10 protein-coding genes, 21 tRNA genes and 1 pseudogene are annotated in these 13,642 nt (G+C 51.8%); 3 read left to right on the top strand and 29 right to left on the bottom strand.

Features of this window, described 5'->3' with window-relative positions:
• Positions 1-338 precede the first annotated feature (338 nt).
• Both SH449x_RS13850 and SH449x_RS13845 read left to right on the top strand, forming a co-directional pair.
• Entirely contained in the window at positions 339-1,325 is a 987-nt protein-coding gene (locus tag SH449x_RS13850) for an ImmA/IrrE family metallo-endopeptidase (RefSeq protein ID WP_482376657.1), read from the top strand.
• On the top strand, positions 1,312-1,719 hold the full coding sequence (locus SH449x_RS13845) for a hypothetical protein (protein ID WP_482376656.1): 408 nt from the start codon (positions 1,312-1,314) through the stop codon (positions 1,717-1,719). The genes SH449x_RS13850 and SH449x_RS13845 overlap by 14 nt, the downstream gene beginning before the upstream one ends.
• Positions 1,720-1,784: 65 nt before the next feature.
• Here the strand turns inward: SH449x_RS13845 and SH449x_RS13840 are convergent, their stop codons facing one another.
• The 21 genes and pseudogenes from SH449x_RS13840 to SH449x_RS13740 all read right to left on the bottom strand — a co-directional run bounded on the left by SH449x_RS13840 (position 1,785) and on the right by SH449x_RS13740 (position 12,081).
• Positions 1,785-2,921 carry a hypothetical protein gene (locus SH449x_RS13840; protein ID WP_482376655.1) on the bottom strand — a complete coding sequence of 379 codons (1,137 nt, stop codon included), beginning with the start codon at positions 2,919-2,921 and terminating at the stop codon, positions 1,785-1,787.
• Between the two features lie 124 nt (positions 2,922-3,045).
• Positions 3,046-3,396: a hypothetical protein gene (locus SH449x_RS13835; RefSeq protein WP_482376654.1), complete on the bottom strand. Its 351-nt coding sequence runs from the start codon at positions 3,394-3,396 to the stop codon at positions 3,046-3,048.
• A 270-nt stretch (positions 3,397-3,666) separates the two neighbouring features.
• Positions 3,667-4,155, bottom strand: coding sequence for a hypothetical protein (locus SH449x_RS13830; protein WP_482376653.1), 489 nt, complete (start codon positions 4,153-4,155; stop codon positions 3,667-3,669).
• Positions 4,156-4,259: 104 nt separating this feature from the next.
• Positions 4,260-5,807, bottom strand: a complete 1,548-nt coding sequence (locus SH449x_RS13825; RefSeq protein WP_482376652.1) for an RNA-binding domain-containing protein — start codon at positions 5,805-5,807, stop codon at positions 4,260-4,262.
• Between the two features lie 206 nt (positions 5,808-6,013).
• The gene (locus SH449x_RS13820; protein ID WP_482376651.1) at positions 6,014-7,711 is read right to left on the bottom strand and encodes a TROVE domain-containing protein; all 1,698 of its coding nucleotides are present in this window, start codon (positions 7,709-7,711) and stop codon (positions 6,014-6,016) included.
• A gap of 174 nt (positions 7,712-7,885) precedes the next feature.
• A complete protein-coding gene (locus tag SH449x_RS13815) occupies positions 7,886-8,080 on the bottom strand; it encodes a hypothetical protein (protein WP_482376650.1) in 195 nt (64 codons plus the stop codon).
• A gap of 154 nt (positions 8,081-8,234) precedes the next feature.
• Positions 8,235-8,321: pseudogene (locus SH449x_RS13810) on the bottom strand (SEC-C metal-binding domain-containing protein); the annotation flags it as partial.
• A 266-nt stretch (positions 8,322-8,587) separates the two neighbouring features.
• Positions 8,588-8,661 (bottom strand) — tRNA-Thr (locus SH449x_RS13805).
• A 207-nt stretch (positions 8,662-8,868) separates the two neighbouring features.
• Positions 8,869-9,510 carry an HNH endonuclease gene (locus tag SH449x_RS13800; RefSeq protein ID WP_482376649.1) on the bottom strand — a complete coding sequence of 214 codons (642 nt, stop codon included), beginning with the start codon at positions 9,508-9,510 and terminating at the stop codon, positions 8,869-8,871.
• A 394-nt stretch (positions 9,511-9,904) separates the two neighbouring features.
• Positions 9,905-9,976: transfer RNA gene (locus tag SH449x_RS13795), tRNA-Arg, on the bottom strand.
• Positions 9,977-10,010: 34 nt separating this feature from the next.
• Positions 10,011-10,095, bottom strand: a tRNA-Ser gene (locus SH449x_RS13790).
• 162 nt (positions 10,096-10,257) lie between these two features.
• Positions 10,258-10,330 (bottom strand) — tRNA-Val (locus SH449x_RS13785).
• An 11-nt stretch (positions 10,331-10,341) separates the two neighbouring features.
• Positions 10,342-10,417: transfer RNA gene (locus tag SH449x_RS13780), tRNA-Leu, on the bottom strand.
• 211 nt (positions 10,418-10,628) lie between these two features.
• A tRNA-Tyr gene (locus SH449x_RS13775) sits at positions 10,629-10,713 on the bottom strand.
• A 322-nt stretch (positions 10,714-11,035) separates the two neighbouring features.
• Positions 11,036-11,108 (bottom strand) — tRNA-Leu (locus SH449x_RS13770).
• Positions 11,109-11,181: 73 nt separating this feature from the next.
• Positions 11,182-11,254, bottom strand: a tRNA-Val gene (locus tag SH449x_RS13765).
• A gap of 163 nt (positions 11,255-11,417) precedes the next feature.
• A tRNA-Asp gene (locus SH449x_RS13760) sits at positions 11,418-11,490 on the bottom strand.
• A gap of 101 nt (positions 11,491-11,591) precedes the next feature.
• Positions 11,592-11,665, bottom strand: a tRNA-Gln gene (locus SH449x_RS13755).
• Between the two features lie 93 nt (positions 11,666-11,758).
• Positions 11,759-11,830: transfer RNA gene (locus SH449x_RS13750), tRNA-Gln, on the bottom strand.
• Between the two features lie 82 nt (positions 11,831-11,912).
• Positions 11,913-11,997: transfer RNA gene (locus SH449x_RS13745), tRNA-Ser, on the bottom strand.
• A gap of 9 nt (positions 11,998-12,006) precedes the next feature.
• A tRNA-Asn gene (locus SH449x_RS13740) sits at positions 12,007-12,081 on the bottom strand.
• 43 nt (positions 12,082-12,124) lie between these two features.
• Between SH449x_RS13740 and SH449x_RS13735 the strand changes: the two genes are divergently transcribed.
• Positions 12,125-12,481 (top strand): four helix bundle protein, encoded by a 357-nt coding sequence (locus SH449x_RS13735; RefSeq protein WP_482376648.1) that lies wholly within the window; start codon positions 12,125-12,127, stop codon positions 12,479-12,481.
• A 31-nt stretch (positions 12,482-12,512) separates the two neighbouring features.
• On the opposite strand, the gene SH449x_RS13730 is transcribed toward SH449x_RS13735, so the two are convergent.
• From SH449x_RS13730 to SH449x_RS13695, 8 genes are all read right to left on the bottom strand, one after another.
• A tRNA-Gly gene (locus SH449x_RS13730) sits at positions 12,513-12,583 on the bottom strand.
• 35 nt (positions 12,584-12,618) lie between these two features.
• Positions 12,619-12,689: transfer RNA gene (locus SH449x_RS13725), tRNA-Thr, on the bottom strand.
• A gap of 12 nt (positions 12,690-12,701) precedes the next feature.
• A tRNA-Lys gene (locus SH449x_RS13720) sits at positions 12,702-12,774 on the bottom strand.
• A gap of 21 nt (positions 12,775-12,795) precedes the next feature.
• A tRNA-Ile gene (locus SH449x_RS13715) sits at positions 12,796-12,868 on the bottom strand.
• A gap of 7 nt (positions 12,869-12,875) precedes the next feature.
• Positions 12,876-12,947, bottom strand: a tRNA-Lys gene (locus SH449x_RS13710).
• 157 nt (positions 12,948-13,104) lie between these two features.
• Positions 13,105-13,177: transfer RNA gene (locus SH449x_RS13705), tRNA-Pro, on the bottom strand.
• Between the two features lie 96 nt (positions 13,178-13,273).
• Positions 13,274-13,346 (bottom strand) — tRNA-Glu (locus tag SH449x_RS13700).
• Positions 13,347-13,417: 71 nt separating this feature from the next.
• Positions 13,418-13,489, bottom strand: a tRNA-Phe gene (locus SH449x_RS13695).
• Positions 13,490-13,642: the final 153 nt, after the last annotated feature.

Raw genomic sequence — 13,642 nt, 5'->3', positions numbered from 1 at the left:
AGCCACAGTTACCAGACCTGACTGCGAGCTTGCATTGGAATTGGTTGATCGTAATTACGTGACGCTCATATCCAGTTAATGCCTGTTGTTGCGAATGGCCTGACGGAGAATCCTAAAAACAAACGGGGGCAGCATGGATTTGTCGCCAGAGGAGGCTGGTTAATACTCACAAAAATCTATGAGTTTCCGCTAAAATGACGGACTATCTATTGGGATGGAGGCCAACAAGGAATCAGAATAGAGAACTACAGCGAAAACGTCGCTGTCTCGAAGTGTTGGGTTGGTGTCAGGGACGATGTTACAGGGCTTTATTCGACCTAGGTCCCGAGAGGTTTTTTATGTCTTTCCACCAAGCTCCGCTTTTCGATGCTGGCGAACGAAAAAAGATGCCGTCCGCGTTTTCCCTGGTTGATCAGCTTCTCGCGGATTCCAAACTTTACAGATGTAGCCAAGACTTCAAGGATCTACTGGACTTTGCGATTAAGCTCCGTAATGTCGCTCCCTTTAACGCTATGCTGCTGAAGATCCAGAAACCAGGCGTCACGTTCGTTGCTTCCGCATTGGACTGGGAGAATCTGTTCGAACGACAAATCAAAGAGAATGCTCGACCCCTTATTATCCTCTGGCCCTTTGGACCAGTCGCTATGGTCTACGATGTTCAAGATACCGAGGGGAAGCCTTTACCAGAGGATGCCATTGCCTTCTATGCTAACGGTACAATCGTCGATCAAGATATCAAGAGATTTCAGCGGATATTAGAACGTCGCCATATCGCCTGGAAATGGATGGACGCTGGAGATGGCTTTGCTGGTGAAATCGTTCTGGTGTCGAGTGGGGATGGGAAAGATATACCAAGTCAGTATCGAATCAGCATCAATGAGAACCACGACACCCCTACGCGTTTCGTAACATTGGTTCACGAGCTTGCCCATTTGCTGCTGGGACATCTCGGACAAGATCCCAAGCTGCATGCACCTGATCGCACAACAATTTCACATGAACAGCGTGAACTTGAGGCGGAATCGGTGGCGTATATTGTTTGTCGCCGCAGTGGCGTCACGCCCAAGTCGCACACATATCTTTCTCAATTTGTTACCTCAGAGACGACCACGGAACAGTTAGAACTGTACCAAATCATGCGTGTCGCAGGTAGTATTGAGTCACTCCTAGGTTTGACCCGGCACACACAATTCACAGAAACCAAAGGGGATCGCCGACCAAAACCTCAGCGGGATACCATTCATGTCAGCGAAGGTAAGACAGGCTACCTTTTCGAATGGCAGGAACCTGACAACGTTAATCGACAAACCTATGGCGAACCGTGATCCTTTAAGGTCTGCACTTGAATCCTTGCGTGCAACGCGTAGGAATCAAAGACTTGAGGCTGACAAGTTTTATATTGTGGACTTTCATTTCGTACCTTCGCCTGATTCGGATGCGGTCAAAGTCTTTGCTCGCGAGTTTCTTGCCCTTTCGCTTGAAGCTCGACTTGCGTGTCCGATCTATGGCACTAAGGAGCTCGATCTCATGCTAAGTACGGGGGAACTCTCCGTATTCGTTGAGGGACATCTACCTGAATACAAACCCTTTACGGCATACATCTCAGCAACTGCTGTGGAATACGGATTCTTAGTATCAACGTGCAGAAAGATAGCGTCACATTCATGCATAAAAGATGTTTGCATTAATGGATCGACCGTCTTTGAGGATGCAAATTAATTCACTCTGGTGCAAATGACGTTTTCCGGTAGAGCCCAAGGTCAACTGTGCTACGCACGTCCGAATCAGCGGATGCGGGAATGGGTGCACTTGCAGTTTTCGACCAATGCGAGTTTGCTGACCAGTTCCTCGATCAGCGATGTTAGCTTGGTCGGCTCCAAAACGCCTTCGGCTACAATGGTGATGTTATCCGAATCGTCAAAAAAACGGACGAGGACGCCGTCGATTATCACGCGAGTCGTGCGCCAATCGTTGTCTTCTGAGTCGTCTTCTGAGTCGTCTTCTGAGTCGTCTCGGGCAGACTGCACTGTATGCTCTATGGCTGGCACAAAAAGTGACTTGTAAACGTCCAGTGCCGGGGCCGCTCCGATCTCTTGCTCAATCCGCTTAGCGGAATCGGTTCTAAACTGGGGATGCTCTAATTCGAAAGCATGGCAACTGTATTCATAAAGATGCAGTCGCTTACCGTCCTCCCGACGCACTTGAAACGTAGGCCAACGGCGATCGGTTAAACGTGTCCACACGAATTGCTCAAGGCACAGTGACCAGTCGTCAATGCTCTCGAGGAATCCATTACCGCGCAAGATCTTGCCGCCACGAATCACGAGTCGCTTGCCATCAACGCTTCGCTCCGCTGTGTGCTTGTGGATCCAACCCGGAGGAGTGCCGGTCGTTTCCACTGGAGTGATCTGATAATCCGTTGTGCTCAGTCGATACACCGGGGTGCGGAGCTTATCCCGTGATTTTGAGTAACCTATGCTGCCAACGATAAGAATGGAACGTTCGCCTTCCATCGCAGTGGCTGTATGAAAGTCGGTGGGTGGGAAAACTTCGGCAGGATAGCCTCGAATCTCAACGCGTCCGTCAGGATGCTCGATGATGACATCGTTGTATATGTAAAAGTCCGGATCGTAGTAATCTTCATGCTCGCCGGCAATCCAGATCGTTCGGCCATCCGAAAGCTGCGTTTGGGACTGGCCCATGCGACAGCCAGCCCATCGTGGTTGGCTAGGAAAGTCCTCCCCCGTCTTGAAAAGACGATTAGCGTGATAAGGATCCACTCGCCCTCGGAACAGCCACTCCCATACGGGATTCGACATGTCCTCGGCCGCATATTGACCGCGGCAAGCATGCTGCCACTGGGCGAACAGTTCGCTTGAGAAAGTTGGTTTGGAGAGTTTGCTCGCTCGTTCTTGATCCATCGCTTCTCCTTCACATGAAGTGGACTAGTTTACCCAAAAAACGAACCCGTGCATCGAAAGCTCGAAACACGGGTGGTTACTCGTTCATCATCAAAGAAAACATTCAATTTAGTCTTTGGCTTTGCTAACAACTTTCGGGAGTGATGCCCAGCTCGCGTCCCTTTTGCTCGATCCAATCGAACAAGACTTGGTTGTTCTCAAGTGTCTTATTCGTTGGATCGCTGGTTAGATATTCACGCAAGTCTTTGATGGGACACTCACAGATTGCCTCGAGAGGATTTGCTGTTCCGAATGGTTCGCCAGTATCCCAATGATATTCCGCAAATAGGAATCGATGTCCAAACTTCTGTCGTATCCCAACGAAGCCCTTGTCGTGCTCTCGGTAGACGCCCAAATTCAAGTTTCGCGAATAGATTCGGTATAACCAACCATCTATGCATTTGTCGATTGTTATTCTATCCGGATGATCTCGCATGGTGCTCTCTCTTGGAAACAGAAACGTTAATCATGTTGTACAACCAACTCAATATTTGATCAAAACAAAAACACCTGCGGATCGGCGTATAAATGGCGTGTATGTGGCGTATAGCTAAACGGAAACTCAATTACTTCTCACGATGCGCACAACGAAAAACACCCGCGGGGGCCGATTAGACCTGCGGGTGTTTGGTTTCAAATATGCAGCGGTTGGACCAAGGGCCAAACGATCTTGATAGGTCTGACCGGCGGAGCGGTCAGCGACGCTTTAGAGTTCCATCGCTTCGACTTCAGCGACGAATCGCTGGTTGTTGTCGGCGAGGAACGCACTGATCACGTTGAACACGGCGTCACTGAAGCCACCGATGTTCATAATGTCAGATCGCTCACAAGCCTGAACCGTCTGGTACGGTTGCAGATCGATGTTGACCAACTTCGGAGCAGCATCCTTACCTGCCAGCTTGCGCTGGTTGGCAACGAAGGCTTCCCAAGCGGTCATCACACCGGTCGAACCGTGCCGTCCTGTTCCGACCCAACTCTCGTTATCGCTAACGAGAACAATGCCGGCGAACTTGCGCTTCGCGTACTTCTGGTTGGCAGCTACCAGCGGCAGGGAGCAATTTGTTCCACCACCTCCGTACTTTGCCAATCGCTCGGCAATGCTCAAGATCGAATCGTTCGGATCGATCTTGGCGTCGTAAGCCGATGTATCGAACGGAATCACAACGCTGTCCGGGTTGCGGGGTAACAGTTTCAATGATGTAGTTTTCCGGGATTGCCTGACAAAATAGCCCAAAAACACTGCGGATGGGCGCATATGTGGCGCATATGTGGCGCATATGTGGCGTAGCACTTAGGTATTCAGCGTCTGCAAATCGACCATTTTGCTCCCTTTCCTACTCCAGTTGACTCGACAAGCCCGGCGTCCCGAAGTCGCTGCAATTCCCTTTGGATAGTCCTCGGCGCGTGAGTTCCGGACAGACGCTCGAGGATATCTCCGAGAGAGAGTTGCCTGTGATCCAATAAAATCCGCATTAACGCTCGCTGGCGATCCGAAATTTCATGTCCCACTTTTTGGGCCTGTTCGTCGATCCAGACTGTATGCGTTGATGCTTTTGAAACGGCACCTGCCTTCCTAATCACTCCCCGCATTTCAGGATGGATCGGTAGGGTAACCAGAAAATGGGTGCGACCTTCGTCGGTGGAAAAGACAGCGGGTGGCGATCCGTTTCGCTGCATGGCCCGCTCGATCTTGGGGAAGCCGGTTCCTCGGCGTTCGGTCAATTCGAGTTCCTTGAGCAGTTCGCCGATGCGGCGATTTCGGTAGCGTCTGGGGACAACCCGTCCGGATTGTAGTTGCTCGTTGCGTATGGAGGGTTCAGGCCCTGGATAGCTGACCATCTCAATCGATTCGGGGTTCACACGCACCTCGATGGGTTCGGGTGCATCATAACCGCGATGGTACACGGCGTTGACTAGGGCTTCTTCTATAGCGACTCGCGGATAATTCCAAAATCGATCGGCTTCGGCACGATCAGGGACCTTACGAACTTTCTCAACTAGAACTTCGTTGTCGATATAACGGAGGGCAGAACGAATTTGCTCGTGGATAGGCCCACGAAAGGTCTTTTCGATGATCTCGTCTCCCCCAGCCCCATCAGGAAATATCACGACATCAATCGTAGCACCCGGGAAGAACTTGTGTGGATCAGGGCTGAAGAATAGCAAGCCCACGTTCCGAGGCTTTAGATATTCGCTGCCTCCTTCGATCAAGTTCATCTGGCGGCACAGGTCAACGAACGGTATCTCGGCCGCCGAGGCGGCCAGTTCACTGCCGATCTCCTTGAGGAATGATTCGATCAACGGGAGTTTCAGGTCGGTCAGTTCCGCCCGCGGACAATATCGATCATCGAAGGGGACGGTGGCAGTAAGGCTGAGCAGTTCGCGCATCTCGTCGCTGTTCTCGGCCACGGTGATAGTACTGGCGTAACGACGAATGAAGTAGCGATACTCCTTATGCTTAGAAGTGACATCGGCAGGAGCTTTATAGGGGCGATTGGGACCGCCGGGTGCCCAGAGGATCAGTAGCGTCTTGCCCTCGTACTCAACAATTCCTAAGTGTGGAAAGTAGCTAGGCTGAAAGAGATTACCGAGTCGCTGCATTTCACGCTGAATCTTATCTAGCTCACCTCGATCTAAACCGCAGGGAGGAAAGATGGGATTACCATCCGCATCGCAATCTTGCCCAATTACAACATAACCGCCACCAAGGTTCTCGAAATCATTGGCAAATGCGCATAGGGTGCGCACGATCGCGACAGGATTCCACCCGGCTTTGAATTCGACTCGCTCACCCTCGATGGTTCGTCGGTGTAGAAGATCCTTGACGTTGATGGGCAATACAGGCACGCGATCAGTCCTTTCCTGAAATGTATCTTTCCATAATAACCTAACCTCTAGCTAAACGGAAACTCAATTACTTCTCACGATGCGCACAACGAAAAACACCCGCGGGGCCGATTAGACCTGCGGGTGTTTGGTTTCAAATATGCAGCGGTTGGACCAAGGGCCAAACGATCTTGATAGGTCTGACCGGCGGAGCGGTCAGCGACGCTTTAGAGTTCCATCGCTTCGACTTCAGCGACGAATCGCTGGTTGTTGTCGGCGAGGAACGCACTGATCACGTTGAACACGGCGTCACTGAAGCCTCCGATGTTCATGATGTCAGCTCGCTCACAAGCCTGAACCGTCTGGTACGGTTGCAGATCGATGTTGACTAGCTTCGGAGCAGCATCCTTACCTGCCAGCTTGCGCTGGTTGGCAACGAAGGCTTCCCAAGCGGTCATCACACCGGTCGAACCGTACCGTCCTGTTCCAACCCAGCTCTCGTTATCGCTAACGAGAACGATGCCAGCGAACTTGCGCTTCGCGTACTTCTGGTTGGCAGCTACCAGCGGCAGGGAGCAATTTGTTCCACCACCTCCGTACTTTGCCAATCGCTCGGCAATGCTCAAGATCGAATCGTTCGGATCAATCTTGGCATCGTAAGCCGATGTATCGAACGGAATCACAACGCTGTCCGGGTTGCGTCGCAGGATCGCTGCGGCGAACAGTGCTGCCACGTCGATGCATCGCATCTTCGAAGTCGCACCTCGTCCGCGGTTCCCCATGACCGCACAGCTCATCGATCCAGACGTATCCAGACCAATAACCACCGGTCCCGGCAACTCCGGTACGTTTCCACAGGCGATCTCGGCTGCCTTATGCAGGGCCGTGCGGATCTTCTGCGGAACTTCCAAGTCCGCGTTCAAGTACGCAGCAAAGTACTGGTACGGGAACTGTTTCGAGCGGCGGATCTCCGACTCGTCAGCAAGTCGAGCTGCAACCAGGTCCACAAAATCCTCACCTGTCTCTGGTATCGTGATGCCGGCTTCACGCAGAGCAACACCAATCGCTGAATTCGAATCCCCAAAAACCCCGTGTCGCAGCAACGTATTGAGGTTCATGCGCAGCGCCTGCGGACCCATCTTGCGAGCCAGTGCAGCCCAAACCTTTGGTCCCTTGGCAGCATCGGACAACAAGTCCCATCGGACGTTATCGAGTCCACCAGCGATCAAAGCTTGTGCGTCTTCGCTCTCCGAGTTACGGTACGCGATCAGCGACTGAACTTCGACCGGCAAGTCGGCTTCCGTTGCCGGTGCCCACTTGTCGATGCTCTTATCAGTCAACCAACCGAACATCGCTCGTCGAGCGTTATCCTTCGGCGTCGGGCGAGCCATTCGCAGGATGTCCCGCAAGCTCGGATCGTTACCGATCGATGCGCTCAGCAGCTTTCCGACCGAAGCCGTGTTCAACCAACGCTGGAAGGCTCGCTGCACAGAGCTCGACAAACCAACGCGGCCGTGGCCAGCCTTGTTCTTGAATTGCCCAGACCGAATCATCTGGAACACTGTTCGAAGAACGCGACCGTTGTCGACCACGCGATCGAATACTCGGTGCATCAGTTCGGTATCACGAACAGACAACGCAACCAGCAATGCAGCCGGCATGTCCTTCATGAACGCCTTCTCACGTGCGTACAGAGCCAGCTTCGCCAAGTACTGGTTGTCGTCGACTTCATCGATCAACTTCAGGACTTCGTCGAGCTGCGTCTCAGCCGTGCTGTAGAACGCATTACCGAACGTACCCGTAGCGGCAACTTGAGCCAGGGCGTGCTTCGGCTCGAGCTTGTACGCGCTGCCACCCGCTTCGTTGACGGCGTTAGCGCGTGGCAATCGGTTGGTAAGACTTGCGAATAGAGACTTGTTGGCCATGGGAGTGATCTCCTAAACTAAAAACTGTTCGACGAAGGGTTGTTGAGAATATGGCTCTCGCCATCGTTTAGCAGACGATGTAATCCCAACTGGCAGTCGAACGAGAATCGCAAAGCAGAGGTGAGCCCATTGCTTACTCCGCTTCCCCTTGCTCATGCATTTGTTTTGTTGTGCTTAATGACTCGCTTCGATGCGAGATGTTCGCGGAAATTGACTGACGAAGTGAAAATCAGACCGTTCTAGACATTGCTCTCCCCACTGAGCTACACCGTCTTTGCAGACGCTGATGAGATTCGAACTCACGACCCATGTAATCCGATTTGGCAGTCGATTCGTTTGTAAATTGCGACGAAGTATTGGTGCAGACATTGTTACTGAGCTACCTGCAGCCTATTTGGGATGCGGACAGGATTTGAACCTGTGGCCTCGTCTCTCGACGCGCTCTACCTGTAGTCCGTTCCGGCAGTCGCACTTTTTCTCCCTCAATACTTTTCTCTAAAAGTATTCGTCGCGGTTCACGCCATCAAAAGCAGCCTGAATGGAGGCAGCAACGTTTGAATACTTTTCCACTGCCACACGGGCACGGATCGTTTCGCCCGAGTTTTTCCTCAAGCAACTTGTCACCGTGAACGATGCGGACGCCGCGTTTGACGTTGGTTTCCGAGGGGAAGCCCCTTCGACGTTTACTCATGGGTTCGAAAGCAGGAATCTTCGAAAGTTTGGTCGCGCATGATAAAGCTCCTTGGTGGTGAGTGGGTTAGAAAACGAGCGGATCGCAGCGGGCTGCAATCCGAATAGAGACAGCTGAACGAAGAAGATTGTTCAGATACTTTCGTTGTTGGTGTATGTAATCCGAACAGGCAGTTCAGTTGTCAGAGCCGATGACTGGATTCGCACCAGCATGGACCTGTTTACAAGACAGGTGCCTTTCTAAGTCGAGCCACATCGGCGAGCAAGCTTTGAGCTGTAAGGTATAAGGAGTAAGTGGAAGACGGAAGGTTCGCTGGTTTTGCTTAAACCTTACCGCTTGCCCCTTACTACTTTGCAAGCAGGAACGCAGTGATTCGAACACTGTCCATCGGCTTTGGAGACCGAGTCCGCTCCCAGGCGAACATTCCTGTATGGCAGAAGCCCAGCGAACTGAGCTTCTGCGGTTTTTAATCTTCGAGCTCTACTATCCAGTAGGCTTCGCTGATAAACTTGGACCAGCTCTTCACGCGATTCATTCGATCGGCATAGATCGGCTTCCAGGCTGGACGCACAGGCTCCTTGCGGAGGTTCATTCGCGCCTGCGTTGGAGTTCGGTCAGCTTTCTTCGAATTGCAGTCGACACAAGCCAGTACACAGTTCGTCCAAGTCGACTGTCCACCTTGAGCACGCGGAACAACGTGGTCAATCGTAAGTTCTTCGCTGCCAGGCTGCTTTCCACAGTATTGGCAGGTCATCTTGTCACGCTTGAATACGTTTCTGCGGCTAAAGGTAACCGTCTGCGTGGGCATCGCATCGAACTTAGTCAATGCTACGACCTCTGGAATACGGATGCGCTGGCGTACCGACTGGATGAACGGCTCATCTCGATCCGGAACCATTTGGCTCCAGTCGCTCCAGTCATACAGTTGGTAATCAACCGTATCAACGATCTTGGCTGAGTCGTTCCACAGCATGATCAGAGCACGCGCAACCGTCGCCACGTTGATTGGCTGCCAGTTACGGTTCAGAACCAACGTTGGACGCTGAAGCGTTGGGCTCAGGCCAATAGGCGTCATGTAGTTGTCGAGAGTTACTGCGATAGTGCTCATGCTTAGTCCATTCCGTGTCCCTTCGAGATTTCGTAAAGGTTGTTATTGGTTGGTGAAACGACAGTCATAGGTGCAGCGATGTTCGCTACAGTTCTGTGATTTTCAAAAGTCACTTGACGAGGGTGTGGCCAGAGATCCGGCCCGTGTCTTGATCGATACGAGCGGGCCGGGCGGGATTCGAACCCACTAAACCTTTCGATTATCAGCCATGTACTCCGAACCGGCAGTCAAGTGTTGTTTTAAAACGATCAACGAAGTTATGTGTCAGAGGGTTTACGGCGTTCTACCACTGAACTACGGCGCAATGATCTAAATCAAAGTCGCGCCGGTGGGATTCGAACCCACGACATCCGGCTCCTGAAGCATGTACTCCAACTCGGCAGTCGATCGTCAGTAGCTCGACCAGGAATCGAACCTGGAACTTCTCGTTAGAAGCGAGAGGTGATATCCGCTTCACCATCGAGCCATATCGTCTTCGACAATTGGTTGAGCCAACGAAGCGGAAGGCAAGGGAGTCGAACCCTCATCTCTTGACGAGAACTGCGTTAGCAGTGCAGCCCAGCAAACCGTATCTGGCTACCTTCCGTAGTGAGGCTAAAGACTTAAGACTAAAGGATCGCGTCAAACACTTTAGCCTTAAGCCTTACACCTTAAGCCTTCTTGAGAGGTTCGTTCGAGAATCGAACTCGATCTTCGTTCTTACCAAGAACGCGTGCTCCCGGAACACTTACAAACCATTACCACTAGTGATCGCGGAAGGGATCGAACCTTCGATTTCCTGCGTGTCATGCAGGTGTCTTAGCCGCTGGACCACGCGATCATCAAACAAGGTGGTTGAGACAGGAGTCGAACCTGCAAGATCATTTGGCTCTCGACCAAATCGCTTTTCCCGTTTGCGTACTCAACCATAGTTGCCTTTCGCTCCGCGAAAGTAGCATGAAGAATCAATTCTTTCGCGGAGCGAAAGTCGACAATAAATGGCGGGTCCAGGAGTCGCACCTGGCCGTCCGAGCTTATGAGGCTCAGCTGAGCGCTGGCTCACCCGCAAGTTGCAAGCCCCGGAATCGAACCGGGTTACCGACCTTATGAAAGTCAGCTCAGTCCCAACTAGCCTGCAGTGGGCCGAGAAGGAATCGAACCTCCATTGCTCATCAAGGAGCGACTGTTTTACAGACAGCTTGGACTCCCAAGTCCAATCGACCCAAATCAAAGCTTTGCGAATTAAGGTATAAGGAACAAGTGATTGGTAATGGACTTACGCCTTATGGCTCACATCTCAATGCCTTCCAAGTAGCTCGCCAAGGAATCGAACCTTGTCTAACGGTTTCGAAGACCGTCGTGCGAATCCATCACACTCGCAAGCCATAACATCAGGTGTCAGGTTTCAGGAATCAGACTTCAGGAAGAAGAAGTATCCTTGCCAGGAGTTGAACCTGGTCCGCAACCTTCGCAGGGTTGAATGCTATCCCTTACACCTCAAGGACATAAACTGAAGACTGATACCTGAAGTCTGAAACCTGATCAGTGGTGCAGGAGGGATTCGAACCCACAAACACTTGTTCCTAAGACAAGCCGCTCAGCCGTTGGCGTACCACACCGAAAGAAGTTTGAAGTGAGAAGTTCGAAGTGTGAAATTTCAAACTTCTCACTTCATCATTCACACTTCCAGAGTAGTCCTGGACGGATTCGAACCGTCGATCGACTGTTTGTAGGACAGTTGCCTTCGCCGCTAGGCCACAGGACTATGTATTTCAAACAAAGCGGAAGACCAGGGACTCGAACCCCGAAGCGTGATTAGCGCCAGCCGTTTTCAAGCGAATTAGTCGCTCCCGCGGCCCTTGCCTTTGTCCTCCCACCTGGTCGGCGGCGGGCCTTGGGTCCGGCCGGATGTCTTCCATACGAAAAAGCGCCCTTGACGAGGATCGAACTCGCCACGACTTGATCGACAGTCAAGTTCCACCACCAGATGGATTCAAGGGCTTCAATGTTGAAGGGTGATCGAACGGAATTGAACCGATATAGACTTAGTTCACAGCCAAGTTCCTGAACCAATACAGGACGACCACCATATGAAATGTCAGCACCGGAGGCAGGAATCGAACCTGCGAGCTTCTGGTTCAGAGCCAGACGCAACGACCAACAGTTGCTACTCCGGAATAAAGCAAGTGGTAAGGAATAAGCTTTAAGGTTTAAGCAGGATCGCGTTCTTGCTTACACCTTACCCCTTATCGCTCAAATCTTTTCCAAGCCCGGGCGGAAGGAGTTGAACCTTCATACCGCTGCTTCAAAGGCAGCTGGCTTACCGTTAGCCGACACCCGAATGGAGGCTAAAGGCTTTAGGCTAAAGACTAAAGGTTGCTAACCTTACGCCTTAAGTCTTAAGCCTTAAGTCTGAAGATAGGCGGAAGGAGCGAGAGTTGAACTCGCAAGGCATTAACGCTCGCTCCGCTTCGAACGGAGTGCCGTCGCCAATCGGCTTGCCCTTCCACATAAAAGCTCCGGCAGCAGGAATCGAACCTGCGTCTGGGCGATTAACAGTCGCCTTCCCGTACCAACACAGGACCCACCGGAGTGTAGACTTAAGGCTTTAGGCTTAAGACTTAAGGAAAACAAAATGCGAGATCACACGAAGCTTCGAGCTTTTGAGTTGGCAGACCAGTTTGCGTTGCTGGTTTACAAACACACCGCAACATTTCCTCGTGAAGAACAATTTGGATTGACCTCTCAAGTTCGCCGTGCGGCCGTCTCGGTACCTTCAAACATCGTTGAAGGCTGCGCTCGACCGACACAATCTGACTACCTGAAGTTCCTCGACATTGCATACGGCTCTGCATCCGAGGCCAAATACCAACTATCCCTTGCGTACCGGTTGGGTTTCCTCAACACGGAATCGAATGAAGCCTTGGCCAGTTGCGCAGACGAACTTACACGTGTTCTATCGGGACTAATTCGTTCCCTCCGCTCTTCCTGAAGTCTTTAGCCTTAAACCTTTAGTCTCTCAAAGCGTCCAGCGAGAATCGAACTCGCAATTCCTCCTTGGCAAGGAGATGGGTTACCACTACACCATGGACGCCTTTTATTGGCTCAACCAAATTGTCAAAGATCAAGAGCACCGAGTGAGGATCGAACTCACGCAGCCGCTTTACGAAAGCGGTGTCATTCCACTAGACCATCAGTGCTTATTTATTCAGTGGGATCGGTGGGTATCGAACCCACATCGACCGGATTAAGAGTCCGGTGCATTACCTTGTCTGCCACAATCCCATTTGTGTTTTGTCTTCCGAGTCGGCGTGGAAGGAATCGAACCTTCGACTCACGTCTTATAAGGACGCCGCTCTCACCACTGAGCTACACGCCGTGATGAGTGAGGCCGGTGGGATTCGAACCCACGCTTTGCGGATTAAAAGTCCGCTGTGCTACCGCTACACCACAACCTCATGAATGGTTATGGCTATGCGTTTCAAGCGACTAAGTGATTGCATCGTGTATCCCTTGGTTGTTGGTTTTTCAGTGGTAGACCTGAGAATCGAACTCAGCGAGACTCGGTTATCAGCCGGGTATGGGCAACCAGCCCTCGACTACCATCTCGTAAAGTCGGGCACCTCGGGGTCGAACCGAGATCCTCCTGCTCCCAAAGCAGGCGTGCTCCCATCTGCACCTCTGCCCGAATCTTTTTGTCAGTGGACCTGCAGGGAGTTGAACCCTGAAGCCTTGATTGCAAGTCAAAGCGCCGACCCGTCGGCAAGCCCATTAGTTATGTCAGTGACTCGTGTGGGATTCGAACCCGACCTAGCTGGCTTGAAAGACCAGCAACCTCACCAGAAGTTGAACGAGCCATATTGGTTATGTAGGTGCGCACCTCTAGCGCAGTTATTCTCAAAGTGTTTTTTGCAAGCAACGCATTCAGTGGACTGGGAGGTGCTCGAACCCTCCTCTCCAGCTCTTCAGGCCAGCGCTATACCGTCTCAGCTACCAGTCCATCTGTATGTAAAACACTGGAAATAGGCACGAAAAAACCCGGTGTCACTTTGGGGTCACACCGGGTTCGCCAACGTTGCTTCGTTAGTACTGGCCCATCAAGACCAACCCAGTGTTACCTCCGCTGTGGATGCCCGAAATAATGGGCAGAGCG

This window comes from Brakhagea baltica, assembly GCF_052161605.1.
Lineage (GTDB): Bacteria > Planctomycetota > Planctomycetia > Pirellulales > Pirellulaceae > JBKCUI01.
The sequence above is the reverse complement of the archived record's forward strand: the minus strand, read 5'-3'. Positions and strand labels throughout refer to the sequence as shown.